24 protein-coding genes are annotated in these 26,273 nt (G+C 71.2%); 16 read left to right on the top strand and 8 right to left on the bottom strand.

The annotated features are described in order from the left end of the window. The coding region (locus tag ETD85_RS28955; protein ID WP_240779495.1) for a DUF5682 family protein at nt 1-1,101 on the top strand (1,101 nt) is incomplete at its 5' end. Further along, nucleotides 1,098-2,249, top strand: a complete 1,152-nt coding sequence (locus ETD85_RS28950) for a VWA domain-containing protein (RefSeq protein ID WP_138692950.1) — start codon at nt 1,098-1,100, stop codon at nt 2,247-2,249. The genes ETD85_RS28955 and ETD85_RS28950, both read left to right, overlap by 4 nt. Nucleotides 2,250-2,390: 141 nt before the next feature. Here the strand turns inward: ETD85_RS28950 and ETD85_RS28945 are convergent, their stop codons facing one another. Continuing rightward, nucleotides 2,391-3,836, bottom strand: coding sequence for a DHA2 family efflux MFS transporter permease subunit (locus tag ETD85_RS28945; RefSeq protein WP_138692949.1), 1,446 nt, complete (start codon nt 3,834-3,836; stop codon nt 2,391-2,393). A gap of 99 nt (nt 3,837-3,935) precedes the next feature. Here ETD85_RS28945 and ETD85_RS28940 point away from each other — a divergent pair, with 99 nt between their 5' ends. From ETD85_RS28940 to ETD85_RS65960, 4 genes are all read left to right on the top strand, one after another. Next, a complete protein-coding gene (locus ETD85_RS28940) occupies nt 3,936-4,697 on the top strand; it encodes a TetR/AcrR family transcriptional regulator C-terminal domain-containing protein (RefSeq protein WP_138692948.1) in 762 nt (253 codons plus the stop codon). A gap of 62 nt (nt 4,698-4,759) precedes the next feature. Beyond that, nucleotides 4,760-6,145: an MFS transporter gene (locus tag ETD85_RS28935; RefSeq protein WP_240779494.1), complete on the top strand. Its 1,386-nt coding sequence runs from the start codon at nt 4,760-4,762 to the stop codon at nt 6,143-6,145. An 11-nt stretch (nt 6,146-6,156) separates the two neighbouring features. Then, entirely contained in the window at nt 6,157-7,161 is a 1,005-nt protein-coding gene (locus ETD85_RS28930; RefSeq protein ID WP_170246891.1) for an enolase C-terminal domain-like protein, read from the top strand. 36 nt (nt 7,162-7,197) lie between these two features. Continuing rightward, nucleotides 7,198-9,150: a class I SAM-dependent methyltransferase gene (locus tag ETD85_RS65960; RefSeq protein WP_240779493.1), complete on the top strand. Its 1,953-nt coding sequence runs from the start codon at nt 7,198-7,200 to the stop codon at nt 9,148-9,150. Nucleotides 9,151-9,157: 7 nt separating this feature from the next. Here ETD85_RS65960 and ETD85_RS28920 read toward each other — a convergent pair whose 3' ends face one another. Both ETD85_RS28920 and ETD85_RS28915 read right to left on the bottom strand, forming a co-directional pair. Then, nucleotides 9,158-9,373 (bottom strand): hypothetical protein, encoded by a 216-nt coding sequence (locus ETD85_RS28920; protein WP_138692947.1) that lies wholly within the window; start codon nt 9,371-9,373, stop codon nt 9,158-9,160. A gap of 61 nt (nt 9,374-9,434) precedes the next feature. Then, complete coding sequence (locus ETD85_RS28915; RefSeq protein ID WP_138692946.1) at nt 9,435-10,931, bottom strand: FAD/NAD(P)-binding protein; 1,497 nt, start codon at nt 10,929-10,931, stop codon at nt 9,435-9,437. 175 nt (nt 10,932-11,106) lie between these two features. On the opposite strand from ETD85_RS28915, the gene ETD85_RS28910 reads away from it, so the two are divergent. Continuing rightward, complete coding sequence (locus ETD85_RS28910; protein WP_138692945.1) at nt 11,107-12,177, top strand: helix-turn-helix transcriptional regulator; 1,071 nt, start codon at nt 11,107-11,109, stop codon at nt 12,175-12,177. A gap of 14 nt (nt 12,178-12,191) precedes the next feature. Here ETD85_RS28910 and ETD85_RS28905 read toward each other — a convergent pair whose 3' ends face one another. Beyond that, complete coding sequence (locus tag ETD85_RS28905) at nt 12,192-13,436, bottom strand: MFS transporter (protein ID WP_206058684.1); 1,245 nt, start codon at nt 13,434-13,436, stop codon at nt 12,192-12,194. Between the two features lie 149 nt (nt 13,437-13,585). Between ETD85_RS28905 and ETD85_RS28900 the strand changes: the two genes are divergently transcribed. Together ETD85_RS28900 and ETD85_RS28895 are read left to right on the top strand one after the other, a co-directional pair. Further along, the gene (locus ETD85_RS28900) at nt 13,586-14,281 is read left to right on the top strand and encodes a GntR family transcriptional regulator (RefSeq protein ID WP_206058682.1); all 696 of its coding nucleotides are present in this window, start codon (nt 13,586-13,588) and stop codon (nt 14,279-14,281) included. Further along, nucleotides 14,278-15,366, top strand: a complete 1,089-nt coding sequence (locus ETD85_RS28895) for a mandelate racemase/muconate lactonizing enzyme family protein (protein WP_138692943.1) — start codon at nt 14,278-14,280, stop codon at nt 15,364-15,366. Before ETD85_RS28900 ends, ETD85_RS28895 begins: the two co-directional genes overlap by 4 nt. 72 nt (nt 15,367-15,438) lie before the next feature. Here the strand turns inward: ETD85_RS28895 and ETD85_RS28890 are convergent, their stop codons facing one another. The 3 genes from ETD85_RS28890 to ETD85_RS28880 form a co-directional block, all read right to left on the bottom strand. Continuing rightward, nucleotides 15,439-16,473, bottom strand: a complete 1,035-nt coding sequence (locus ETD85_RS28890; RefSeq protein ID WP_138692953.1) for an iron-containing alcohol dehydrogenase family protein — start codon at nt 16,471-16,473, stop codon at nt 15,439-15,441. Between the two features lie 213 nt (nt 16,474-16,686). Next, entirely contained in the window at nt 16,687-17,442 is a 756-nt protein-coding gene (locus ETD85_RS28885; protein ID WP_240779492.1) for a hypothetical protein, read from the bottom strand. 448 nt (nt 17,443-17,890) lie between these two features. Continuing rightward, the gene (locus ETD85_RS28880; RefSeq protein WP_240779491.1) at nt 17,891-19,030 is read right to left on the bottom strand and encodes an ROK family transcriptional regulator; all 1,140 of its coding nucleotides are present in this window, start codon (nt 19,028-19,030) and stop codon (nt 17,891-17,893) included. 106 nt (nt 19,031-19,136) lie between these two features. Here ETD85_RS28880 and ETD85_RS28875 point away from each other — a divergent pair, with 106 nt between their 5' ends. The 6 genes from ETD85_RS28875 (at nt 19,137) to ETD85_RS28850 (ending at nt 23,790) form a co-directional block, all read left to right on the top strand. Then, nucleotides 19,137-20,051: a glutamate ABC transporter substrate-binding protein gene (locus ETD85_RS28875; RefSeq protein WP_138692942.1), complete on the top strand. Its 915-nt coding sequence runs from the start codon at nt 19,137-19,139 to the stop codon at nt 20,049-20,051. Next, nucleotides 20,051-20,695 (top strand): amino acid ABC transporter permease, encoded by a 645-nt coding sequence (locus tag ETD85_RS28870; protein WP_138692941.1) that lies wholly within the window; start codon nt 20,051-20,053, stop codon nt 20,693-20,695. The genes ETD85_RS28875 and ETD85_RS28870 overlap by 1 nt, the downstream gene beginning before the upstream one ends. Next, on the top strand, nt 20,692-21,513 hold the full coding sequence (locus ETD85_RS28865; RefSeq protein WP_138692940.1) for an amino acid ABC transporter permease: 822 nt from the start codon (nt 20,692-20,694) through the stop codon (nt 21,511-21,513). The genes ETD85_RS28870 and ETD85_RS28865 overlap by 4 nt, the downstream gene beginning before the upstream one ends. Further along, entirely contained in the window at nt 21,506-22,456 is a 951-nt protein-coding gene (locus ETD85_RS28860) for an asparaginase (RefSeq protein ID WP_138692939.1), read from the top strand. The genes ETD85_RS28865 and ETD85_RS28860 overlap by 8 nt, the downstream gene beginning before the upstream one ends. Before the next feature lie 145 nt (nt 22,457-22,601). Next, a complete protein-coding gene (locus tag ETD85_RS28855) occupies nt 22,602-23,111 on the top strand; it encodes a hypothetical protein (RefSeq protein WP_138692938.1) in 510 nt (169 codons plus the stop codon). 115 nt (nt 23,112-23,226) lie between these two features. Then, the gene (locus ETD85_RS28850; protein ID WP_138692937.1) at nt 23,227-23,790 is read left to right on the top strand and encodes a hypothetical protein; all 564 of its coding nucleotides are present in this window, start codon (nt 23,227-23,229) and stop codon (nt 23,788-23,790) included. 3 nt (nt 23,791-23,793) lie between these two features. Here the strand turns inward: ETD85_RS28850 and ETD85_RS28845 are convergent, their stop codons facing one another. Beyond that, the gene (locus ETD85_RS28845) at nt 23,794-25,251 is read right to left on the bottom strand and encodes an LCP family protein (protein WP_138692936.1); all 1,458 of its coding nucleotides are present in this window, start codon (nt 25,249-25,251) and stop codon (nt 23,794-23,796) included. Nucleotides 25,252-25,412: 161 nt separating this feature from the next. Here ETD85_RS28845 and ETD85_RS28840 point away from each other — a divergent pair, with 161 nt between their 5' ends. Next, nucleotides 25,413-26,273 carry a crotonase/enoyl-CoA hydratase family protein gene (locus tag ETD85_RS28840; RefSeq protein WP_138692935.1) on the top strand — a complete coding sequence of 287 codons (861 nt, stop codon included), beginning with the start codon at nt 25,413-25,415 and terminating at the stop codon, nt 26,271-26,273.

The raw sequence follows: 26,273 nt of genomic DNA, 5'->3' as shown, positions 1-26,273 counted from the left end.
GCGCTGGGGGAGGCGCGGGGGAAGGGGACGTTCAGGGAGACGTGGACGTTGCAGTGGCGGCCCGAGCACGACCTGGCGCTCATCGAGCACGCGGCCCTGGGCACCACCGTGGCCTCGGCCGCCGCGCAGCGGGCCAGGGATCTGGCGGGCGCGGAGCGGGCGGCGCTGGCGGACCTGACCTCGCTCGTGGAGCTGTGCCTGCTGGCCGAGCTCCCCGAGGCGCTGCCCGAGGTGCTGGCGGCGCTGTCGGCCAAGGCCGCGCTGGACACCGACGTGACGCACCTGATGGCGGCGCTGCCGGCGATGGTGCGGGCGCATCGGTACGGCGACGTCCGGGGCACCTCGGCCGAGGGGCTCGCGGTGATCGTGCGGTCGATGCTGGAGCGGATCTGCGTCGGCCTGCCGGTGGCGGTGACGGGGCTCGACGACGACGCGGCGGCGGACCTGCTGAAGCACGTGGACGCGGTCCACACGGCGGTCGCCCTCCTCGCCGACGCCGACGCCGACGCCGACGCCGCGGCGCCACCGGGAGGGGCGCGGGCCTCAGCGGGGACGGCTTCCGAGGGGGCGGCCTCAGCGGGGGTGGCCTCCGCCGAGACGGCGTCCGGCGGTGAGGAGGGTGCGGCCGGGGGGTCGCCGCGGAGCCGGTGGCTGGTGACCCTGCGGGGGGTCAGCGACCGCCAGGACCTGCACGGCCTCATCGAAGGCCGCCTGACCAGGATCCTGCTCGACTCCGGCGAGCTCCAGGACGCGGGCGACCGCATGTCCAGGGCCATGTCCAGCGGGCAGACCCCGGCCAGGGCGGCCGCGTGGGTCGAGGGGTTCCTGTCCGGCGGCGGGCTGCTGCTGGTGCACGACCCGCGCCTGCTGGCCCTGGTGGACGGCTGGCTCACCGGGCTGTCCGGCGACCAGTTCACCGACGTGCTGCCGTTGCTGCGCCGCACGTTCGGCGGCTTCGCCGTACCGGAGCGGAGAGCCGTGGGGGAGCGGCTGCGCTCGGCCGGGCGCGGGCGGCCGGAGGCGGAGCAGGACGTGGACGAGCGGCGCGCCGCCGCGGCCGTCGCCACCGTACTGTCGATCATCGGAAGGGACGGCGGATGAGCGGGCAGGACGAGCGGATGCGCAGGTGGCGGCTCGTGCTGGGCGGCGGTGACGCCGACGGCACCGGGTGCGGCCTGGAGGGCATGGACGTGCGGATGGACGCGGCCCTGGCGGCGGTCTACGACGACCGGGACGGCCGGCAGGGCGGCCTCGGCGCGTCGGCCCCGCGGGTGGCTCGCTGGCTGGGCGACATCCGGACGTACTTCCCGGCGACGGTCGTCCAGGTCATGCAGAAGGACGCCATCGAGAAGCTCAACCTCACCAGGTTGCTGCTGGAGCCCGAGATGCTCGAGGCCGTGGAGCCGGACGTGCACCTGGTCGGCACCCTCCTCGCGCTCAACAAGGTCATGCCCGACCAGGCCCGCGAGTCGGCCAGGGCGCTGGTGCGCAAGGTGGTGCAGGAGCTGGAGCGCCGGCTCGCGCAGAAGACCAGGGCGGCGGTGACCGGGGCGCTCGACCGTTCGGCGCGGACGCACCGGCCGAAGCGGGTCGCCGACATCGACTGGGACCGGACAATCAGGGCGAACCTCAAGAACTACCTGCCGGAGAAGAACACGGTCGTCCCCTCGCGGCTGGTCGGTTACGCGCGCAGGCAGCGTTCGGTGCAGCGCGAGGTCGTGCTGTGCATCGACCAGAGCGGGTCGATGGCGGCCTCGGTGGTGTATTCAAGCGTGTTCGGGGCGGTGCTGGCGTCGATGCGCTCGCTCAAGACGTCGCTCGTCGTGTTCGACACGTCGGTCGTGGATCTCACCGACCAGCTGCACGATCCGGTCGAGCTGCTGTTCGGGACCCAGCTCGGCGGCGGCACCGACATCAACCGGGCCATCGCCTACAGCCAGGGCCTGATCACCCGCCCGGCGAACTCGATCTTCATCCTGATCAGCGACCTCTACGAGGGCGGCGTCAGGCAGGAGATGCTGCGCAGGGTGGCGGCGATGACGGAGGCCGGTGTCCAGGTGATCGTGCTGCTCGCGCTGTCCGACGAGGGCGCGCCGTTCTACGACCACGAGAACGCCGCCGCGCTGGCCGCGATGGGGGTGCCGGCGTTCGCCTGCACGCCGGACGCCTTCCCCGACCTGATGGCGGCCGCCATCGAGCGCCGCGACATCGCCCGGTGGGCCGAGCGGCACGTCGGCACCGGCGCATAAGACCTGAGCCCGGCGCAAAGACCTGAGCCCCGCGCAAAGGCATGAGCCTGGCGCATACGGCATGAGGCCGGCGCATAAGGCGTGAGGAAGGCCGCGCCCCCGTGGGGCGCGGCCTTCGCGGAGATCCGGGCGGGCGCGTGCTCAGTGGCCGGCCTGCTCGGGGCGGGCCCTGCGGGGCAGCAGGTACGACAGCCCGAACGTCAGCGCCAGCAGCCCCACCTCCACCCAGACCGTGACCTGCATGGCCGAGCCGAAGTCCCACTCCTTCGCCAGCAGGTTGAAGAAGATCGTCCCCAGCACCGCGGTGCCGAGCGCGCCACCGAGCTGCTGGACGCCGGTCAGCGTGCCGGAGGCGGAGCCGGACTCGTGCGGCTCGACCCCGGCGAGCACGATGTCGAAGAACGGCGCCATGGTCAGCCCCATCCCGACGCCGACGAGGGCGAGGCCGGGGGCGAGCTGCCAGGAGCTGACGTCGAGGCCGGCCAGGTGGATGGTCAGGGCGAGCACGGCCGCGCCCGCCCCCATGACGAGGGTGCCGATCTGCAGCAGGCCGCGCCCCAGCTTCTCCTGCAGCCCCGACATGGCCAGGCCGAAGCCGACCACGCCGCCCAGGGCCTGCGGCAGCCCGGTAAGCCCGGCCTGGAGCGGGGTGAAGCCGAGGCCGCCCTGGACGTAGAGGTTGAAGACCAGGCCGAGGCCCATCATCCCGGAGAAGAAGGCCAGACCGGCCACCATCCCGCCGGTGAAGGCGCGCTTGCGGAACAGGCTGGGCGTGACCAGCGGATCCCGGCCCGCCCTGGCCCGGCGGGACTCGTAGCGGCCGAACACGACGAACATCACGATCGAGGCGGCCATCGACACGAACGTCCACACCGGCCAGCCCTGCTCCTGGCCCTGGATGAGCGGGAAGACCAGCAGGAACGCCGCGGCCGAGACGAGCGCGGTGCCGACGAGGTCGAGCCTGGTGGCGTTGGAGAGGCGGTATTCGGGCAGGAAGCGGAGCGCGGCCAGCACGGCGGCCAGGCCGATCGGCAGGTTGATCAGGAAGATCATGCGCCAGCCCGTACCGAAGAAGTCGGCGTCGACCAGCCAGCCGGCCAGCACGGGACCGCCGACGGACGAGATGGTCATGACCGGGCCGAACATGCCGAACGCCTTGCCCAGCTCCCGCGGCGGGAACATCTCCTTGATCAGCCCAAGGCCCTGCGGGATCATCACCGAGCCGAACAGGCCCTGCAACACGCGGCTGGCGATCAGCATCTCGGGGCTGACCGCGACCCCGCACAGCAACGAGGCGGCGGTGAAGCCGGCGGCCCCGATCACGAACATGCGCTTCCTGCCGTACAGGTCGCCGAGCCGCCCGCCGGTGATCAGCCCGACGGCCATGGCGAGGGTGTATCCGGCGCCCAGCCACTGCACGAGGCTGTCGGAGCCACCGAGCTCCTGCCGGATGGTGACGGAGGCGATCGTGGTCACGAGGGCGTCGAGCAGGTCCATGACCTCGGCGGCCAGGATGACGAACAGGGCGACCCAGCGCCAGCGGTAGGGCTGGATCTCGGTGTCCGCCGCTGCGGCGGTGACGGTCATTGGGGGCTCCTCTGATAACGGTGTTCCATAAGACGAACGCTGTTCGTTACGAACACTGTTTTAACGGCGAACGATGTTCGTGTCAAGTACAGTGTTCGTATGGTGGATCGCAAGGAGGGCACCGACGCCGTGCCCGTGCCCCCGTGGCGCCGGCCGCGCAAGGCGGCGCAGCTCAAGCGGCAGCTCAGCCAGGACCTGATCGTGGAGACCGGGCTGCGGATCCTCGACGCCGAAGGGCTCGAGGCGCTGAGCATGAGACGCGTCGCTCAGGAGCTCGGCACGGGGCCCGCCTCGCTCTACGCGCACGTGGCCAACAAGGACGAGCTGCTGGAGCTGATCTACGATCGCGTGCTCGGCGAGATCGAGCTGCCCGAGCCCGATCCGAGCCGCTGGAAGGAGCAGCTGCGGGCCTACGGCCTGGAGGTGCACCGGGTGCTCGGCGCCCACGCGGACATCGCCCGTGCGGCGCTGGCCAACATCCCCTCGGGGCCCAACTCGCTGCGCGTGGGCGAGTTCCTCTTCGGGCTGCTGATAGACGCGGGCATGACGCCGAGGCAGGCGTCCCTGTCGATGGACCGGTTCTCGCTCTACGTCGTCGGCGACGCGTACGAGGGCTCCCTGCACTACGCGAGGATGCGCGCGGCCGGATATGAGACCAAGGAGGAGTACTTCGAGGCGTTCGTCGGCCAGATCTCCAGCTACTACCGGGCGTTGCCGCAGGAGAAGTTCCCGCACCTGGCCGGGTTCGTGGATGACCTGATCGCCGACGACGGCGAAGGACGCTTTCACTACGGCCTTGAGCTGCTCCTCGACGGCATGGAGGCCCGCATGCCCGGGCGCGGCGGGGCGGGCGCGCCCTAGGGCCAATTGCCTAGGACCCGCGCCCGATGTGCTGACCTGGGGTTTTGCCATAGCTTTTCGGCATGACAACGACTGTTGAAGGATCTACGGCCACCGCCCCGGCCGGAGTGCTCTCGGCCCGCTACCGGGCGCTCAGCGTGGGATTGGTGGCGCTCGTCATGCTGGTCGCCTTCGAGGCGATGGCGGTGGCCACGGCGATGCCCGTCGTGGCCCGCGAGCTCGGCGGCATGTCCCTGTACAACCTGGCCTTCAGCGCCACGCTGGCGGCCAGCGTGATCGCGACGGTGCTGGGCGGGCGGTGGAGCGATGTGCGGGGGCCGTTGCAGCCGATCGCGGTGGGCGTGGTCGGTTTCGTGGCCGGGCTGCTGCTGGCCGGGTTCGCGCCGACGATGGAGGTGTTCATCGCGGGCCGGTTCGTGCAGGGGCTCGGGGCGGGTTTGATCCAGGTCTCGTTGTACGTGCTGGTCGCCCGGGTCTATCCGGGCGCGATGCATCCCAAGGTGTTCGCGTTGTTCTCGGCCGCCTGGGTCGTGCCGTCCATGATCGGCCCGGCGATCGCCGGTTTCGTGGTCGAGAACGCCGACTGGCGGTGGATCTTCCACGGTGTCTCCTTGATCGTCATCCCGTCGGCGCTGCTGCTCTGGCGCGGCACCGCGGGCCAGGCCCTGGAGAACGGCGGCGCCGAACCCGCGCCCGGCCTCGGCCGCAAGCTCGTCTGGGCCACGCTGACCGCCGTCGCCGCCGCCCTGATCCAGTACGGCAGCGCGCTCAAGCTGGCCGGCCTGCCGCTGCTCGCCGCCGGGATCGTCCTGCTGGCCGTGGCCCTGCCCAAGCTGCTGCTGCCCGGCTCGCTCAGGGCCGCACGCGGGCTGCCGACCGCGCCCGTGCTGCGCGGCCTGGCCTACGGCGCGCTCATGGCGGCCGAGGTGCTCATCCCCCTCATGCTCATGAACGAGCGCGGCCTGAGCGCCACCGGAGCGGGCGTCGTGCTCACGATCGGCGCGCTCGGCTGGTCCACCGGCTCCTGGATCAAGGGCCGCGGCACGATCAGCCACATGACCGCCATCCGCGGCGGCGCCGCCATGATCGCCATCGGCATCGCGCTCGTGTCCCTGGTGCTGATCGACTCCATGCCGATCGCGGTCGCGTACGTGGCCATGGCCATCTCCGGGCTCGGCATCGGCGCGCTGCACCCCACGGTGTCCGTCCTGGTGCTGGAGATGTCCAAGGAAGGCGAGGAAGGCCAGAACAGCGCGGCCGTGGGCGTGGGCGAATCGGTGTTCACCGTGGTGGCCGTCGCGGTCAGCGGCGCCCTGTTCACCGCCACGGCGGAGAACTACGCGGTGGGTCTCGCCTTCACCGTCGTGCTGGCCGTGGGGGCCGTGCTGCTGGCCCCGCGTTTTGCCCAGTCAGCGAAGACAGGCACTATGGAAGGAGCCGCGTCATAAAAGGGGGATAAATGCCGCGAGTGCGGGAGCTTGAGGTTTTCCAGCTGATCCTGCCGTTCGGCAGGAGGTCGGAGAGCCTGCTCGTCAAGCTCACCGACCACGGGGGCATGACCGGCTGGGGCGAGGCCATCTCCCCCCAGCCGAAGACATGGTCCAGGCTGGAGGAGACGCTGGCCGCGCTGCTGGTCGGCGTCGACTGGGAGCACCCGGACGCGGTGCCGAGCGGCGACCCGGCGGTGGACATGGCCTGCTGGGACCTGTGGACCAGGATGCGCGGGGTGCCGCTCGCCGAGGCGATCGGCGGCACCCGCACCTCGCTGATGGCCACGGTCAGGCTCTCGCCGGACCCGTCCGTCGAGAGCCTGGTGTCCCGGGTCAACCAGCAGGTCTGCGCCGGCTACGGGCACGTCACGCTGGACGTCCGTCCCGGCTGGGACGTCGAGCCCGTACGCGCTGTGCGGCAGGCGTACCCGGCGCTGACCCTGGCCGTCGACTGCGGCAACGCCTACTCCGACCTCGGCCAGCTCGTCGCGCTCGACGCCTACGGGCTGGAGGTCGTCGAGCGCCCGTTCCCCGTGGGCGACGTATACGCGCACGCCTCGCTGCAGGACCAGGTGGCCGCCTCGGTCGCGGTCGAGCCCGGGTCCACCGCCGAGCTGGACGACTACCTCACGCTGCGCGCCGCGAAGGTGCTGCTGCTGCGCCCGTCCTCGTTCCCCTCGCTGTCGGAGGCCCGGCGCGCGCACGACCGGGCGGCCGCGGCGGGCTGGGACATCCAGTGCGCGGGCGGCCAGGGCGCGGGCCTGTCCAGGGCGGCCACCGTCGCGGTGGCGAGCCTTCCGGGGTGCACGCTGCCGTGCGACGTCACCCAGCCGCCGAAACAGAACCAGATCGTCACGCCGATCGTGGGCGCGAACGCCGGCGTCGTCGCGGTCCCGCTGACCCAGCCGGGGCTCGGGCACACCATCGACGAGGAGCGGGTGCGCAGGTTGGCGAAGGAGTCGTTTCACGCGTAGATTCAGCCGATCTTGTGAATAGGGCTGGAGCTGGGCGTGGGATTACCGCGGATTCGGGTGTCGTGGCTGTGGTTGCGGGAGTACTGGTGGCGGCTTTGGCTCGGTGAGCGGGTGAAGCTGCTGGCCGGGCTGGCCGGGCTGGCGGTCGTCGCCAGCGGGCTGGCGCTGCTCGGCGTGGTTCTCGGCCTGGCCGAAGTGGTGTGGTCCGCGGCCGCCTTCTTCGGGCTGACGGCGCTGGTGCTGGTGAAAGGTCGCTGGCAGCGGCTGCAGCGCAACGAGACGTTCGTGTTCCCGCTGGACGATCATCCGCGGGTGGCGGCCGTGATCGCCGATGCGATGCGGGCGGCGGGTTTCGACTCCACACCGGAAGTGCGCCTGACGGCCTTGACGACCATCGCCGCGCTCGAGAAGCTGAACGGCAAGGTGCAGTTCCAGCTGGGGCTGCCCATGCTCATCGGGATGAGCGAACGCGACCTGCACACTGTCCTGGTGCGGGAGCTGCTGGTGGTCAAGCGGTGGAGGCGGCTTGAGCGCTGGGCCGTTTTCCTGTTCCTGTACCGGCAGGAAAAGTGGCTCGAAGAGGCGTGTCAGCCCTTGCGGCAGGCGCTCTGGGCCGAGGCGCGCTCAGTGGTCGGCGCCGAGCGCCTGCGGGCCGCCTCGCGGGCCGAGGTCTACGTGCAGAGCGCCCTCTCCTGGTACCTGGCCCGATACGTGAGTCCCTTCGCCCACCTCGGCGGTGCCCGCGACCTCTACGACGGCTTTCGCTGGAAGATCCAGCACGACGGGCTGCTGGGCCGCATCCGGCCCCTGCCGGACGGCAGCGTGGACTGCCGGGATCTGTTTGGCGAGGAGCCGTGGGGCGCCGCCGAGCTGCCCGACGGTATGGGGCTCAGGATGGACGACAGACTCGAACGGCGGCTCGCCCAGGAGGTCAGCCGCCGGCTGCTGGACGACCCGGCGGGGCAGTCGTACCGGCTGGGGGAGCGGCCGGCGGCGGCGTGGGCCGGTGTGATGGAGGGCGAGCGAGCCACCCTCATCGAGGCGGTCTCCCAGCTGCACGGCCGGCCCGCCACCTCGTCGGACGTCCTGGCCCTCGCGGTGGCGGGCAGGATCGGGGAGCTCGACTGGTGGCACCGCGATTACCCCTGTCCCCACCCCAGCCGGGACGTCTGCGCGCTCATCCCGTTGTTCGACGTGGCGCTGCGCCGCAAGGGGTACGTGCACGAACACCCGTTCGCTCAGCGCGTGCTCGCCGGGCCGCTGGGGGACCGGGTGGACGTGGTAGAACTGGCGGCGGCGGCCGGGCGCGGCGAGCCGTACGGGATATTGCTGGGGGTGCCGATGACAGGGCGAGATCCTGACGAGGACGCCATCAGGCTGGCCGCCGAGTCGCTGGCCCAGGGCGACGCGACCGGCTGGTTCGAGCGGCTCTACGCCGAGTCGGCGACCGGCGACGCGATCGTGCCGTGGGACTCGCGCTCACCCCACTTCCTGCTGCCCGGCTGGGTCGCGCCAGGTCGCGGGCGGGCGCTGGTCGTGGGGGCCGGGCTGGGTGACGACGCCGAGTTCGTGGCCGGGCTCGGCTACGAGACGGTCGCCTTCGACGTGAGCGAGTCGGCGGTGCGGCTGGCCCAGGAGCGCTTCCCCGGGAGCACGGTGCGCTACGAGGTCGCCGACCTGCTGGACCCGCCTCCGGAGTGGCGGCGGGCGTTCGATCTCGTGGTCGAGGTCATGACCGTGCAGGCGCTGCCGGAGCCGCTGCACGCGCAGGCCATCGCCGGGGTCGCGGAGTTCGTCGGGCCGGGCGGCACGCTGCTGGTGATCGCCTCCGGGCGGGAGGAGGGCGGGCCGGTGTTCGCGCCGCCGTGGCCGCTGACGCCGTCGGAGATCGAGGCGTTCGCGGCCGATGGGCTGGAGACGGTGCAGGTGGAGGACCTGCGCGACGGCGAGCGGCACCGCTGGCGCGCCGCCTTCCGCCGGCTCCCGTGACCGGGCCTCAGCGCACGACCTGGTTGAAGAAATACTCGCAGGCGTGGCTCTCGGTCTTGAACCGCTTCAGCGCCCAGCTGCCGCGCTCGCAGTAGAAGACCAGCCATGTCCGCCCCACCCTTCTCAGGCACCAGGCGAAGTCCGCCGTCGGCTCGAGGATGCGATAGCGATCCGGGGAGACCGGGCACCTGGCGAGCGCGGTGCGTAGCTCCTGGACGTTCACGGCGTCCTCCCCTGTCGGCGGTGTCTGTCTGAGGGAGTACGCGGGATGGGCGGAGCAGGGTTCAACCCGCAACGTTGGTGGGAGCGGACGGCAGGGCGTCAGCGGCGCGGGCCGCGTCGGCGGCGCGGGCGGCGCGGGCGGCGCGGGCGGCGATCGAGGGGATGCCCGAGGTGATGAACGGCCCGCCACCGGCCAGGTCTCCGACCACGTGCACGCGCGGGTCGGCGGAGACCAGCCCGCCCGCCGGGTGCAGCGTCGCGAGCCCGGCGGTCAGAAGGGACGTGACCAGCGGCTCCGCGGCGAGGGGCACGGAATGGGGCGGCGGGTTCACGGCGTTGATGACGACGTTCGCGGTGACGACGTTCGCGTTGCGGTCGCCGTCGTCGCGGTGCACCCGGAACCCGTTCGCCGCCGCCTCGATCTTGCGGACGCCCGCGACCACGCTGAGCTGCCCGGAGTCGAACAGCCGTAGCAGGACGGCGGCGTTCACCGGCACCATCGGCGAGGCGACGCTGGTGGCCAGGCGGAAGTGGCGGCGCAGCCGGTCGCGGTCGGGCTCGGGCAGCAGCCGCCACGCGTACGGGCCGACGGCGTGCACGCCTTCCCGGAGCACCTGCCGCCCGATCGCGGGGTCGCCGACGGCGGCCAGTTGCCGCCGCAACCGCTCCACGGGCGGCTCGGAACGCGCCGCCAGCAGCTCCGCCGCGAAGCAGGCGAAGTCCTCGCCCGCCGCCTCCAGCTCAGCGCGGACCAGCCCGGCGAGATCGTCGAGGGTGACGACGCCGTGCGCGCGGCCCAGCGCCTCGACCCGCTCGGCGGTCACGTGCCGCCGCTGGTGGCTGACGGGACGCTGCCAGACGCCGGGCAGCAGGCCGCTCCGCGACACCAGCGCGATCCGCCCGGCATGGCCGCGCGCGGCGAGCGAGACGACCACGTCGACGGCCGTCAGCCCGCTGCCGAGCACCGCGACGTCGGCCCCGGCCGGGACCTGGCCGAGCGTGTCCGCCAGCGGATACGGATCACCGAAGAACCCGGGGGCTCCGCTCAGGCCGTAGTGGTCCTGGGGCGTTCCCCCGCCCACGCACAGCGCCACCTGATCGGCCTGATGGCCGCGCCCGTCCTCGGTGCGCACCACCAGCCCGGGGCCGTCGCCGGAGCGAGCCGTCGCGACGACCCGGGCGGCGACGACCCGCGTCCGCCACCCCCGCCGGCGCAACACCGCCAAAGCGGCCTCGGCGGTGTCGGCCAGGTACGCGCCGAAGAGCGCGCGCGGCACGATCGGCTCTCCCAGCAGGTCGTCCATGTGCGCGGCGGCGCGTTCGCCGCCCAGCCAGGAGGCGTAGTGCCCGGCGTCCGAGTGGCGGATCGACATGATGGCGGGCGGGACGTTGACCAGCACGCTGTCCAGGTCCGGCCCGTACGGGCGGCCCCGCCACAGGTGCGCGGACGGCTCGAACACGGTGACCTCCCCGGCCTCCGCCGCCCCCACGGCCAGCGCGGCCAGCGCGTCCAGCAGGCCGACCGCGGCGGCGCCGGCTCCGACGATCGCGATACGCATGAATGCTCCCTCTTCGTCCAGTAAGGCCGTTCCGAGCCTCGCGGTCGCCGGAGCCACGCTCCATCCCCCGATCGCGGCCGGTCGCCTGTGGAATGAACCCCCTCAAACGAGGGGTTGGCGAAGGAGGGGAGAGCAGGAAAGCTGGCCCGGAAGACACCCCGCGGCAGGAGGCTCGATGACGCACCCGCACCGCCACGCCGAGATCGTGTCGGCTGCCGAGCGGGCGGGCGACGCGCTGGAGCTCTTCACCCGCGCCTCGACCAGGTTGCGGCGGCTGATGCCGTTCGACGCCGCCGTGTGGTCGGCGACCGACCCGGAGACGGGCCTGGTCACCGCGCCCATGCTGGTGGAGAACCTCGGCACGGCCGAAGACTGCGCCGCCTACTGGGAGAGCGAGCTCCTGGAGGAGAACGTCCTGCCGTTCCGCGACCTGGTCCGCGCCGCCGTACCGGTGGCCGGGCTGCGCGCGGCCACCGGTGACCTGCCGGCCCGCAGCGCCCGCTTCCGCCGCCTGTTCGGCGGGCAGGGCGTGCACGACGAGCTGCGGGCCGTGCTGCGGATCGGGGGCCGGCCGTGGGGATCGGTGAGCCTGTTCCGCATGCGGGGCGGTCCCGCGTTCGGCCCGGACGAGGTCGCGCTGGTCGCCGGCCTGTCGGGGCCGCTCGCCGACCGGCTGCGCCGCTTCGCTGGTCCTCGCGAATCGGACGGCGAGCGCGGCGGGTCCGCACCCGGCCTGTTGCTGTTCGACGAGCATGGGGAGGCCACCTCGATCAACGAGGAGGCGCGGCGGTATCTCGCGCTGCTGCCGGACGGGCCGTCCACGCCGTCGGCGCTCGGGCCGAGGGTGCCCATCTGGCTGATCGGCACGGCGTTGCAGGCGCGGGCCATCGCCCAGGGCCGCGACCGCGGCAGCGCCCGCATCCGGCTGCGCACCGCCGGTGGCTGGTGGCTGACCTGCCGCGCCTCATGCCTGACCGGTCCCGGGGGGCGGCCGGGTCCGATCGTGCTGGTCATCGAGCCCGCCGCGCCCGCCGACCTGGCGGTCATGGTCGCCGAGGCGTACGGTCTGACGCCGCGCGAGTTCGAGGTCGCTCAGCTCGTGGCGCGCGGCCTGGCCACCGCCGAGATCGCCGCGGCCCTGTTCATCTCCCCGCACACCGTTCGCGGTCACCTCAAGGCCGTCTTCGGCAAGGCGGGGATCTCCAGCCGGGGCGAGCTGGTCGCCCGGCTGTTCGCCGAACGCTGACGGCCCGCTTCAGCTCACGGTCGCCTGAGCGGTTCGACGCGCTTCAGGATCACCGCGTACGTGAACGCGCCCAGCAGCGCCACGCCCGCGATCACCATCAGGGGGACGGTGAACGACGACGTCCGGTCCACCAGGACACCGATCATGATGGGGCTGATGATGCCGGCGAAGTTCGAGGCGAAGTTCTGGATGCCGCCGATCGAGGCCACGTGGCGGTCGGCCGGGGCGACGTCGGCGGGCAGGGACCAGATGTTGGCGGCGGCGAACGTCGAGCCCGCGTACGCGACCGACAGCAGCGCCAGGGCCATCCACGCATCGGGCACCCACACCGCCAGCCCGATCACCGTCGAGACCAGGAACCCGCCCGCGATGAACTGCTTCCTGACCCGGGTCACCGAGTCACCGCGCGAGATGCGGCGGTCGGCCAGCCACCCGCCGAGCCACTCGCCGCCGATCGCCACCAGCCCGGGAAGCGCGCCGAACAGGCCCAGCTTCAGCAGGCTGAACTCCCGCTCCTCCACCAGATAGGTCGGGAAGAAGGTGAGGAAGAAGTAGACGACCATGTTGAGGCAGAAGAAGCCCAGCATCATCGCCCAGATGGTGCGATAGCGGAACAGGTCCCGCCAGCGGATCTTGGCGGTGTCCTCGTCGTCGTCGCCCTCCCACCGCGCCCCGCCCTCGCGCAGGTAGGCCAGCTCCTCTTCCGTGATCTTCGGATGGTCCTGCGGATCCCGGTAGGTCCGCCACCACCCGAGCGCCCACAGCAGGCCGATCACCCCGATGACGGCGAACGTCCACCGCCATCCCAGCCAGGCGATCAGCGCCGTCACCACGGGCAGCGCGATGACGCCTCCCACGCGTGAGCCGGAGTCCCAGATCCCGGTGGCCAGCGCCCGCTCATGACGCGGGAACCAGCGCGCCACGACCTTGGCGCTGGTCGTGGCGGCCGGGCTCTCGCCGACGCCCAGCAGCAGCCGTACGCCGAACAGTGACACGAAGCTGCTGGCCAGCGCCGTCAGCGAGGTGAACAGCGACCACCACACGGCGGCGAACGTGAACGTTTTGCGCGGCCCGTACCTGTCGACGAACCAGCCGGCGGCGAGCTGGAAGAAGTCGTACGACCAGAAGAACGCCGCCAGGATCATCCCCTCCTCGGTCTTGGAGAGGTTGAACGTCTCGCCCATGAACGGCAGGGCGACGCCGAGACTGGCCCGGTCCAGGTAGTTGATGACGAGTCCGGCGAAAACGAAGCTGATCATGTACCAGCGCAAGCGGCCGCGAACGGTGCTCCGGAGGGTTGTGGCCATCGCGATCCTAAGTACTATTTCCTATTGGATATTTCGGACATGTTGCCTAGAGTTCACTACGTACGTCAAGACCTGTCGGATAGATCTGTGGGAGCGTGAGCGTGGCAGGGGACCTGGAGAGCCGCCTGAAAGGGCGGGTGCAGGCGGCCCGGCGCAGCGTCCTGACCGAGGACGTCTACGAGCGGGTGAAGAGCCTGATCATGAACGGCGACCTGGAGGCGGGCGCCCGCGTCAACATCTACGCCGTCGCCCGGCTGCTGGACGTCTCCCAGACGCCGGTGCGCGAGGTGCTGTCGGCGCTGGAGTCCGAGGGGCTGCTGACCAAGGAGGCGCTGCGCGGCTACTCGGTCGCGCCGCTGCTGAGCTCCGACGAGGTCGCCGACCTCTACCAGCTGCGGCTGCTCCTGGAGCCGTGGGCGGCGGGGCGCGCGGCCGAGCGGGTGACGCCCGCCGCCGCCGAACGGCTGCGCGCCGAGCTGGCCGGCGTCCCGCAGGCGCCCGAGGGCACGCGGTACGAGGACTACCACGGCATCGCCGCCCACGACGCGCGATTCCATGACCTGATCGCCGAGCTGTCCGGCAGCCAGGCGTTGCGGGAGTCGCTCCGGCGTACGCACTGCCACCTGCACCTGTTCCGCATCGAGTACGAGGGCCGGCGCAGCGGCGAGCCCACGCTGGCCGAGCACGCCCGCATCGCCGAGGCCGTCGCCGCGGGCGGCGCGCAGGAGTCCGAGGCGGCGATGCGTGCTCACCTCACCGCGGCTCGCGACCGTTTCCTCCGGATTGGAAGTACATGACGAAGATCGTCAGCGCCGACGCCTATTTGATCGACATCCCCGTGGAGACCGTCAGGACGGACGCCGTGCAGGCGTTCGTCAAACAGGAGACGATCTTCGTCCGGCTCGCGACCGGCGACGGGCTGGAGGGGATCGGGTACTCGTACACGATCGGCACGGGCGGCCGGGCCGTCCTGTCCATGCTCCGCGACCACCTCCTGCCCGCGCTGGACGGGCGGGACGCGCGGGAGGTGGAGGCGATCTGGCGCGATCTGTTCGCCGCCACCCGCGCCACCACGGTGGGCGCGATCACCTCGCTGGCGCTGGCCGCCGTGGACAGCGCGCTGTGGGACCTGCGCTGCCTGCGCGCCGGCGAGCCGCTGTGGCGCCTCGCCGGCGGGTTCAGGCAGGCCGTCCCCGTGTACGACACCGAGGGCGGCTGGCTGCACCTGTCCACCGAGGACCTGGTCCGCGGCGCGCTCGCGGCGCGGGACTCCGGGCTCGGCGGCGTCAAGATCAAGATTGGCCGCCCGCGGGTCGAGGAGGACGCCGAACGCATCGCCGCCGTCCGCGCCGCCGTGGGACCGGGCCTCGACATCATGGTGGACGCCAACCAGTCGATGACGTACGCGGAGGCCCGGCGCCGGGCGCACGCGCTGGAGCCCTACGGGGTGTACTTCTTCGAGGAGCCGCTGCCCGCCGACGACGTGCAGGGGCACAGGGAGCTGGCGCGTTCGACGTCGATCCCGGTGGCGGTGGGGGAGTCGATGTACTCGGTGGGGCAGTTCCGCGACTACCTGACGCGCGGGGCGGCCTCGGTCGTGCAGGCGGACGTGGCCAGGGTGGGCGGGATCACGCCGTGGCTGAAGGTGGCGCACCTGGCGGAGGCGTTCAACGTGGCCGTCTGCCCGCACTTCCTGATGGAGCTGCACGTCAGCCTGGTGGCGGCGGTGCCGGCGGGGACGTACGTGGAGCACATCCCGCAGCTGCGCGCGATCACCCTCGCGGAGCTCCCGATCGAGAACGGCCACGCGATCGCTCCCGACGTGCCGGGGCTGGGGATCGCATGGGACCGGGACGCCATGGACGACCTCCGGGTGGCCTGACGGGCAGTGCTGCGCACGGGAGCTCCGCCCCGGGCCTTCCACGCCCGCGGCATCGTCTCCTGCACCAGGTCCTCAGCCGGTGATCGCCTCGACGTAGGCCGCCACGTGCTCGGCGAGCTGAGACTCGGACAGGTCGAGGTGCTCCAGGATGGTGTAGCGGCCCGGACGGGTCTGCGGAGCGTACGCCACGGCCTTGGCGAAGGCGGCGTCCGGCAGGCCGAGGTCGCCGGGCGTGCGTGGCAGCCCGTGGCGTTCCAGGCAGGCGGAGATCAGCTCCACCTTGTCATGGTCCTGGCGCAGGTAGGTGCAGAACAGGGCGCCGACCCCGGCGAGCTCTCCGTGGCTGGCCGTGCCGGGGAAGAGCTCGTTGACGGCGTGCATGATCTCGTGGTCGCCGCCGCTGGCCGGCCGGCTCGACCCGGCCACTCCCATCGCCATCCCGGACAGGATCAGCGACTCGGCCAGCACGGTGAGGAACTCATCGCTCCTGGCCTGCCCCGGCTGGTGCAGCACGACCAGCGCCGCCGATCGGGCCATCGCCACCGCCAGGCCGTCGATGGGCTCACCGGCCTCGGCGGCGGCCAGCTCCCAGTCCGCCACCGCCGACAGGTCGCTGATCGCGTCGCCGATCCCGGCCGTGGAGAGCGACGCCGGGGCGGACCGTACGCGGTCGAGATCCACCAGGACGGCCGTCGGCATCACGACGCCGTAGGAGCCCGTGCCCGACTCGTGCTGGAGGGTGCTCACCGGGGAGGCGATGCCGTCGTGCCCCAGGCTCGTGGTCACCGCCACCATCGGGATGCCCGCCATGTGCGCGGCGAACTTGGTCACGTCGATGGTCTTGCCGCCGCCGATGCCCGCGATCGCCTCGAACTGGCCGGCCCGCAGCTGCCGTCCGAGCTCGGCGGCGGCGGCGAGCGTGCCGTCGGGGACGCGGAGCACCTCGGCCCCGTCGATCCGCAGCTCCTCGCAGATGCCGTCGCCCTGGCTGGGGCCGACGGCGACGGCCACCCGGCCCTGCCTGGCGATCTGCAGGTCGCTGAGCAGCGTGCCGAGGCTGGCGACCGCACCGGCCCGGACGTCGACGAACAGGGGCGCGGAGAGCATGCGGGCCAGCAGGGGCATAAGTGTCCTTGTCCGGAACGAGATGAGCCGATCAAATCCCGAGAGGCTAGCAGCATTTCGGTGATCTTCGTGCTCGGCGATCTCCCCTTCGACGCCGGCGGCCTCGAACGGCCGGCCACGAGGTTGTGGTCCCAGGCCGGATGCGGCGACGGAGGGGCGGCCGGGCCGGTCACCCGGCCCGGTCGCTGAGGCGGATCAGCCGGGCGGCACCACTCCGTTCTTGGAGACGGGGACGGCCAGCTGCGCGGCGCCGGTGAGCCTGAGGTCCTCAGGGGGCAGGTTGCCCAGCACCGGGTTCAGGTGTCTCAGGGTCAGCGGCACCGGAGAGATGGCCGGGCTGCTGACGTCGAACTTCTCCAGGTCGACCCAGCGCACGATGGTGAGCACGTCCGGCGGGATGTCGTCACCGGACTTCTGCACCGGCACGCAGAGCTGGCGGGCGGCGGTGACCTGGACGGTCCTGGTGGGGATCTGGCCGGTCAGCACCGGGTTGAGCTGGGTGAGGGTCAGAGCCCTGTTCATGGACGGGTTCGGCTGGTGCGCGTAGCACAGCAGGTCGATGTGCGAGATGACCCGCAGGATGTCCGGGGCGGGGACCACGCCGTTCTTGGCGACCGGCACGCACAGATGCTGGGGCAGGTTCAGCGTGACGCTGATGCCCGGCACGTTCTGCAGGACCGGATTGAGGTGACGCAGCCCCAGAGTCTGGTTGATCGCCGGCCCGGTCACCCGGTAGCAGGACAGGTCGACGAATCTGAGGTAGTCGAGCACGCCCGCCGGGGGGAGGACGTTGTTCTTGGCCACCGGAACGCACAGCTGCTCCCGCTGGCCGAGCGTGACCTGCACGGGCGGCAGGTTGCCGAGCACGGGATTGAGGTGGCGCAGCAGCAGGGTGATGGCCGGCGGCTGGTACGTGGTGGTCTTGTAGCAGTCGAGGTCGAGATTCGACACGAAATCCTTCGGCGTCGGCAGGGCCAGGGCCCCTGCGGGCGGCACGACGAGGAAGGCGGCGGCGAATATCGCGAGGCCAGTCGATAAGAGACGCCTTATCGCGTTTCTTGATCGAGGATTTGGTGCGCCCTTTTCGTTCATCCATCCTCCTGAGCCGGTCGATTGTTCCTCGACTGTGCGCCGGGACGTCATGTCCGACAAGGCTTGTGACCGCTCTTTGACACCGAATGCAAGCATGCGAATCCGGTAATTGGGCCGGCCGGTGGCTTCCGCCAGGTGAGCGGCTACGAGGCAAGGTCAGGGAGGCGATCGAATGGCAGGGGCGCCCGCTCGCGGGATGCGTCAGTGCGCGGCGTGCTTTCCGGAAAGCCGGCCTTTCTCTCAATAGCGCCGAAGCTCGTGATCTACTTTGTAAAGGCGGGCGGGGATTGCATTTCTCACGCCACCATCACCCGAGCAAGGCGGCTTCGAGGAGGAGGGTGCCGGCGCCCAGGAGGGCGGCGTCGCGGCCGGCCCTCGCCGGTGCGATCTCCAGGTCGCGGGTGGCCAGCGGCAGGCAGCGTTCCCAGACCGCGGCGCGGATCGAGGTGAGCAGGGGCTCGGCGGCCGAGAGGCTGCCGCCCACCGCCACCACGTCCGGGTTGAAGAAGTTGACCAGGACCGTGAGCACCTCGCCGATGCGCCGGCCCGCGGTGCGGACCAGGCTGGTGGCCTCGGGGACGGCGTCGTTGACGAGGGTGACGATGTCGGCCGGGCGGCTCACCTCGATGCCCGCGTCCGCGAGGGCGGACATCAGGGCGGCGCCGCTGGCGTAGGCCTCCAGGCAGTCGGGGTGGCCGCAGGCGCACAGGATCGAGGAGTCGGAGCGGACGCGTACGTGGCTGATGTCGCCGGCCGCGCCCCTTCCGCGGTGGAGGTGGCCGTTGGCGATGACGCCGCAGCCGATGCCGGTGCCGGCCTTGACGACCATGAGGTTCTGGCGGCCGGGCCACCAGCGGGCCTCGCCGGCGGCCATCAGGTTGGCGTCGTTCTCGACGAGGACGGGCAGGTCGTAGCGGCGGGCGAGGTGGTCGGCGACGGGGAACTCGTTCCAGCCGGGCATGCGTGAGGGGGTGACGACGCGCAGGGTGGCGGGGTCGACCGGGCCGGGGATGCCGGTGCAGAGGCCGCGCAGCGGGACGTGGCCGGGGACGTGGGTGGCCAGCAGGGTGTCGAAGGCGTCCGCTATGCGGTCGAGGGTGCGCTGGGGGCCGTCGGTGATCTCGCAGGGTTGTTCCTCGACGACGAGCGGGGCGCCGCTGAGGTCGAGGAGGCCGAGGCGTACGTGGTGGGCGCCGAGGTCGGCGACGGCCAGGACGCCGGCTTCCGGGGACAGGCGCAGCAGGCGGGGGCGGCGGCCGCCGCGTGAGGTGCCCGAGCCTTCTTCGGCCAGCAGCCCGGCGTCGATGAGCTCCTCGACACGCAGTGAGACGCTGGAGGCCGCCAGGCCCGATAAGCGGGCCAGGTCGGCGCGGGACTCCGCCTTGCCGGTGGCGACGAGTCGCAGCAGGTCGCCCTGTGCCCCCTGCACGGGCAGCCGCTGGTTCATGTGAGATACCTACCACGTCCAGACTTAGGCCGACAACGTATTGACTTGCTACGAAATTTCCCACTACGGTCCGGCTTATCTTCGAAATCGAAGGAAGTGGACGTTCATGAAGAGGTTTGTCGCTGTCGCCGCGCTTTCGGTGTTAGCCCTTGCGGCCTGTGGCGAGTCGAGCAGCCCCGCCGTGCCCGGTGTGCCCGGCGGAGAGTCCCCGAAGAGCGACGTCCTGGCCAAGGCGCCCGTCGCGACGGCGGCCGAGATCCTGCCCGGATCGACCATGGAGAAGATCAAGCAGCGCGGCGAGCTCCTCGTGGGCGGCTCGCTGGACGCGCCCCTGCTCTCCCAGCAGAACCCCGCCACCGGCGAGGTCGAGGGGTTCGACGCGGCGATGGGCAAGGCGCTGGCCAAGTACATCCTCGGCGAGCCCAAGGTCAAGATCGTCAATTCGGCGTCGGAGACCCGGGAGGCGTTGCTCGCCAACGGGACCGTGGACGTGGTGTTCCAGACGTACACGATCACCGAGGAGCGGGCGAAGCAGGTGGCGTTCGCGGGCCCGTACTACACCTCGGGTCTGACGATCGCGGTGAAGAAGGGCACGACGGGCATCGCCAAGCCGGAGGACCTGAACGGCAAGAAGGTCCTGGCGGGGGCGAACACCCCGGCCATCCCGGCGATCAAGAAGCTGGCGCCGCAGGCGGAGATCATCACGTTCGGGAGCGACCCCGAGTGCGTGCAGGCGCTGAAGCAGGATCGCGGCGTCGCGTACGTGCAGGACGAGACGATCCTGATCGCCGACGCCAAGAAGGATCCGTCGCTGGAGATCGTGACGAAGCCGTTCACGGTGGATCCGTACGGAATCGGGCTCAAGCACGGTGACGACCAGTTCAAGTCCTTCACCAACGCCTGGCTGAAGAAGCTGCAGGACGCGGGTGTCTGGCAGGAGATCTGGAAGACCTCGATCGGCACGGTGGTGACCGGCGAGGCGCCGCAGCCGCCGCAGATCGGCTCCGTGCCGGGGTCCTGATGCCCGTCCTCCTCGATCACCTGCCGGAGCTGTGGCAGGGCCTGATCGTGACGCTCCAGCTCACCGCCGCGTCGTTCGCGGGCGCGGCGGTGCTGGGGGTGCTGGTCACCGCCCTGCGGGTCAGCCCGGTCCGGGTGCTGCGGGCCATCGGCACGGCGTACGTGGAGACGTTCCAGAACCTGCCGCTGCTCGTGCTGCTCGTGCTCGCGTTCTTCGGCCTGCCGGAGATCGGCGTGCAGGCCGGGCTGATGACGACGGCGATCGTGGTCATCGCCGTGTACGAGGCCGCCTACATCGCCGAGGCCCTGCGCTCCGGCGTGAACTCGGTGTCGAAGGGGCAGGGCGAGGCGGCGCGGGCGATCGGGCTGACGTTCGGCCAGTCGCTGCGGCACGTGATCCTGCCGCAGGCGCTGCGCACGGTCGTCCAGCCGCTCGGCAATATCTTCATCGCCACCGCCATGAACACCGCGCTCGCGGCGGCGGTCGGGGTGGTGGACCTGACGGCGGCCGCGCACCGGGTGAACCTGGTCGAGGCCCAGCCGATTCCCATCTTCGTGGGGGCGGGCGTGGCCTACGCGCTGATCGCGGCGGTGGCCGGGTTCGTGACGGGACGGCTCGAACGCAGGCTGGTGATCCTTCGATGACGAGTACCGCGTTGTTCGACGAGCCGGGGCCGAAGGCGAGGCGGCGCATCCGCGTGGCCACCGTCGCCGGCACGCTGGCCGCCGTCGCGCTCGTCGCCCTGGCCGTTCGGCAGTTCGGGGCGAACGGGCAGCTGGACGCGGCTCGCTGGGAGCCGTACGGGACCTGGCCGATGTGGCGTTACCTGCTGACGGGGCTGTGGTCGACGTTCCTGGCGGCCGTCGTGTCGGCGGCGTTGTCGATGGCGTTCGGGCTGGTCCTGGCGCTGGGCCGGCTCTCGCCGCGGCGGTGGGTGCGCGGCCCGGCCGCCGCCTACGTCGAGGTGGTCCGGGTCATTCCCGCGCTGCTGCTGGTGTACGTGGTGCTGTTCGCGCTGCCCCGGTACGGGCTGGATCTGCCGCTGTTCTGGAAGCTGGCCGTACCGCTGACGATCTCGAACGCGGCGGCGTTCGCCGAGATCTTCCGCGCGGGCATCAGGTCGGTCGAGCGCGGCCAGACCGAGGCGGGCCTGGCCGTCGGCCTGACGTATGGGCAGACGATGCGCCTGGTCGTGCTGCCGCAGGCGGCCCGCCGGGTGCTGCCGTCGATCGTCAGCCAGTCGGTCGGCCTGCTCAAGGACACCTCGCTCGGGTTCGTCGTGAGTTACGGCGAGCTGCTCTACAGCGGCAAGGTGTTGGCCGCGTACAACGGCCTGCTCATCCAGACGTACCTGGTCGTCGCGCTGATCTATCTGGTGGTCAACGCGTCGCTGTCCAAGCTGGCCCGCACGCTGGAGGCCCGCCAGCCCGTCACGCTCAGAAGGAGATCCGCAGGTGCCTGATCTCGCCCTGCTCGCCGAGGTGATCCGCTCGGGATTCGTGGAGAGCCGCCACTACGGCAGCGCCGTCGGCCTGGGGCCGTCGGGGCGTACGGAGGTGGCGCTCGGCCAGGTGGAGGCGGCGGTGCTGCCGCGCTCGTCGGCCAAGCCGTTCCAGGCGCTGGCCTGCCTGACCGCCGGCGCGGCCCTGGCGGGGCCGCGGCTGGCGATCGCGGCCGGCAGTCACACGGGCGAGGACTTCCACGTGCACGTGGTACGCGAGCTGCTCGCCGACTACGGCCTGGACACCGGGGCGCTGGCCTGCCCGGCGTCGTGGCCGGAGGACCAGCCCACGATGTACGAGCTGATCAGGCAGGGGCGGGACGTCTCGCGCGAGCGGATGAACTGCTCGGGCAAGCACGCCGCCATGCTGGCCGCCTGCGTGGCCAATGACTGGGACGTGCCGGGTTACCTTTCGGCCGATCATCCCCTGCAGCTCAAGGTGCGTTCGGTCACCGAGGAGCTGGCGGGGGAGAAGGCGGCGCACGTGGCGGTGGACGGGTGCGGGGCGCCGCTGTTCGGCCTGTCGCTGACGGGGCTGGCGCGGGCGGTGCAGGCGCTGGTGCTGGCCGCGCCGGGCAGCGCGCCGCGCCAGGTCGCCGACGCGATGCGCGCGCATCCCGAGTACGTGGGCGGGACCGGTCACCAGAACACGGAGCTGATGCGGGCGCTGCCGGGGGCCGTGGCCAAGGGCGGGGCGGAGGGCGTGCTGGTGGTGGCGCTGGAGTCGGGGCACGCGGTGGCGGTGAAGGTCATAGACGGCAGCCCGCGGGCCACCACGGTGGTCGCGCTGGACGTGCTCGGCCGGATGGGCTGCGATGTGAGCGGGGCGGCGGCGTTCGCGCGGGTGGACGTGCTGGGCGGCGGCGCCCCCGTGGGGCGGATCGTCCCGAGCATCGAGAAATAGCCAGAAATACCAGGCAGATGAATGTCGTTGATTGTCGTTGACCCTCTCACTCCGGCAGTCCTAGCGTCACTTGTGCGATGCAACCGATCCCACTCTCAATTGTCGTTCGGAGCTGATCGGTATGGCAGGAGGAAGAGTTCGGGCGATGCCGCGCGCCCTCACGGTCATCGGAATCTCGTTCGGCATGACTGGGTTGGCCTTCGTGAACGGTCAAGCCCATGCGGCATCCGCCGTCTTCGCCGACCCGGGCTTTGACCAGCAAGGACCCGAGGCGAAGCAGAAGGTCCTCACTCCCTTGCAGGCGGAGGTCTCGGCAAGGAGGGTGGAGGGGTGCTGGGTCAGATCGGAAGATCCTGATCGTGCCCGCGGCCGGACCCAGATCGCAGGAGAAGGGTCTGATAAGTGCCTCACAAAAGAGCCGAAGCTGTACGTGAATGCCAGGCTGGTTCGTCAGCGGTGGTGGGGATTGCAGCGTCTGGCGGACGATCCGACCACGGTGACGGGAAGGTCGGCGGTGTATTCCAGTGCCGTCTGGAATTGCGCCGGATCAGGCACTTACAATTATCATACGGAGTCGGAACATAAGATTTGGTGGCAAAACGGAACGACAGGATCCGACGTCACCAGTAGCCATGTACAGCGGATCACCTGCTGATCGGGATGTGTGGTCCGTCCGTCCCCCGCTCGCCTCGCCGGTGAGGCTGGTCGCCCTGGCGGTGATCATCGTCCTGGTGTGCGCGGGCTCATCGACCACGAATGCTGGGCGACAGGTGAGCGATCACATTCGTACGATCAGCGTCCGGTTCACCCTGACCGAGTATGGGCGAGGGGCCGATCGGCGGCGCTCGACGGTGCTGATGGACGTCGAGGCCAGGGCCGAGGACGTGGTGGCGCTGGTCTCGGTGCAGGTCGGGGCGGACGGCCGGTTGATGAGCTGGACGCAGTGGCAGGAGGGGGAGGAGCGGATGATCCGCTGGGACGACACCTCCCGGCAGGTCGGCGCTCAGCCGTTGCCTGCCGCGCCGACGGTCACGGCCGTGCTGGAGGACGTCTTCGGGCCTCTGGGTGACCCCGAGGAGCGGGGATATCGCCGGGTCGGTCCGCATTCGTACGAGATCAGCGAAGGGCTCGGCGTGTTCCGGCTCGATGCGCCGGGTGGTGGTCTCGGCGCGCGTACGTTCGAGGCGGTGGACCCGCGATCGGGACAGGTCAGCAGCCGGATCGAGGACATCGTCCTCGGCCGTGAACCCGTGGTGACCGCCGAACTTCAGGAGATGATGGCGGCGGTGCCCGTGGACGGCCGGACCAGGTTCCTGCGGCCCGGTGACGGCTGAAGGTCACAGGGCGCCGCCGCAGCCCTCCGTGAGGCCCTTGGTCGGGTCGTCGCCCTGCTGCTTGGCCGGCTTCTTCGTGGACTTCTTCGGTGAGGGGGAGACCGAGGGGTCGGCGGAGGCGGAGGCGGCGACGGGCGGTTTCGTGGCGGCCGAGTCGTGCAGGGCCTTGTCCGCGATGTCGCGGATCTTGTCCCAGTCGGGGTAGCCGGTGTTGATCAGCGGCGGCACGAACTGGACGCTGGCCACCTTGGCGTTCTTGACCTTGAGCGCGAGCGGGACCAGGTTCTTCAGCATCGAGCGCGGGATGTCGGTCCTGATCAGCTCTTTCGTGGCCAGTGCGATCTGGTTGAACCTGGTCAGCACCGTCCCCGGGTCCGCCTGGTCGAGGATGGCGCCGAGCACGCAGCGCTGGCGGCGCATCCGGGTGTAGTCGTCGCTGTAGGTGCGCGAGCGGGCGTACCACATCGCGTCGGCGCCCTTCAGCTTGCGCGTGCCCGCCTTGACCAGGCCCTCGTTGTATTTGCCGAAGACGACGTCCTTCTCGACGGTGATCGTGACGCCGCCGATGGCGTCGATGAGGCGGGCGAAGCCCCACATGTTGACCAGGGCGTACCAGTCGACCTTGACGCCGAGGGTGTAGCCGATCGTGTCCATGAGGACCTTGGGGCCCTGGTGCTGCTTGCCGTTGAAGATCTCCGGGTGGGCGTCGGCGTACTCCCAGACGCTGTTGAGCAGGTCGCTGCGCCCGCCACCCGGGTCGGTGGGGAGCCGGAAGCCGTTGGGGAAGTGCTGGGCCATCGGCGTGCCGGGGCGGAAGCGGACGTCCTCCAGGTTGCGCGGCAGGCTGAACAGCACGGTGTTGCCGGTCTTCACGTCGACGCTGGCCAGGTTCATGCTGTCGGTACGGACGCCGGTCCTGTTGTCGTCGGCGTCGCCGCCGAGCAGCAGGATGTTGACCCGCTGCCGCCCCGCCCACGGGTCCTCCGGCTTGGGCTGCGCCACGGCCGGTGACTCCTCGTCGGGCGGCGGCTCCTGGAAGATGTTGTTGAGCGCCTGCTGGGAGGCCCACACGTATTGAGCGACCACCCCGAAGGGCACCACCACGACGACGGCGAGCAGCCCCGCCACGGTGCCGGCGGCGATCTGCCCGGTCTGCGGGAGCCGGCCGGGCCGCAGCACGACGAACGAGTGCACGACGAGGGCGAACCACGCCAGCCCCAGCACGGAGGAGCCGGCCACGATCGCGGTGAGCCAGGAGTTCTCGGTCAGGGAGCCGAGCAGGTTGTCGGTCGTCAGGCCGAAGGCGAGCAGCCCCAGCAGCCCGGCCAGGTAGCAGGAGACCAGGACGAGGCCCGTCCTGCGCCAGCCGGCGCGCAGATGGGCGGCGCCCGGCACCAACGCCGCGAGCGCCAGCCACCCGAGGAGCGCCGTGGCGCCTACCGGTTCCCTTGCCTGCTGCACGCCTCTTCCCCGTTTCCCCGCGAACCACCGTAGGTGCAAACCGCGGTGAACCGCTGGACGCGGTCCACTTTAGGTCCGAATAGAGGCGGCAGCCTACGCACCGAATACGAAATATGTCTTTATCGGAGGGTGAACATCAGTAACCGAATAAGATTCGGACCATGGGCTTCTCCGAGATCGAGTACGCCGTGGCCGACCACGTCGCCACCATCACATTGAAGCGCCCCGAACGGCTCAACGCCTTCACCTTTACGATGCGTGGGGAGTTGATCGAAGCTTTCGACCGCGCGGACGCCGATGACGAGGTCCGCGCCGTGGTGGTCACCGGGGCGGGCCGCGCCTTCTGCGCGGGGGCGGATCTGAGCGGCGGCGGCGGGACGTTCGGCCACAAAGAGCCCGGCGAGCTGGTGGACGGCGCGCCGCGCGACGGCGGCGGCACGGTCGCGCTCAGGATCGCCAGGTCGCTCAAGCCGGTCATCGGCGCGATCAACGGGCCCGCCGTCGGCGTGGGCGTCACGATGACGCTGCCCATGGACGTCAGGCTCGCCGCGGAGTCGGCGAAGTTCGGGTTCGTGTTCGCCAGGCGCGGGATCGTCACCGAGGCCGCGTCGAGCTGGTTCCTGCCCAGGATCGTCGGCATCGCCCAGGCCATGGAGTGGGCCGCGACCGGCCGCGTCTTCCCGGCCGCCGAGGCGCTCGGAGGGCGGCTGGTCTCGCGCGTGTACCCGGACGGCGAGCTGCTGCCGGCCGCGTACGCGCTGGCCCACGAGATCGCCGCCAACACCTCGGCCGTCTCCGTCGCGGCCATCCGCCGGCTGATGTGGTCGGGCCTGTCGGCGGCCTCGCCGTGGGAGGCGCACGCGGCCGACTCCCGGCTCATGGCCGAGCTGGGCGGCGCGGCCGACACGGTCGAGGGCGTGACGGCGTTCCTGGAGAAGCGGCAGGCCGAATTCCCGATGAAGGTGAGCACGGACCTGCCGCCCGGAGTGCCGATCTGGCCGGAAAATCCCTATGGTGGCTAG

The organism is Nonomuraea zeae (assembly GCF_005889725.1).
GTDB lineage: Bacteria > Actinomycetota > Actinomycetes > Streptosporangiales > Streptosporangiaceae > Nonomuraea > Nonomuraea zeae.
Note: the sequence above shows the minus strand (reverse complement) of the source record. Positions and strands in the feature narration are given on the sequence as shown.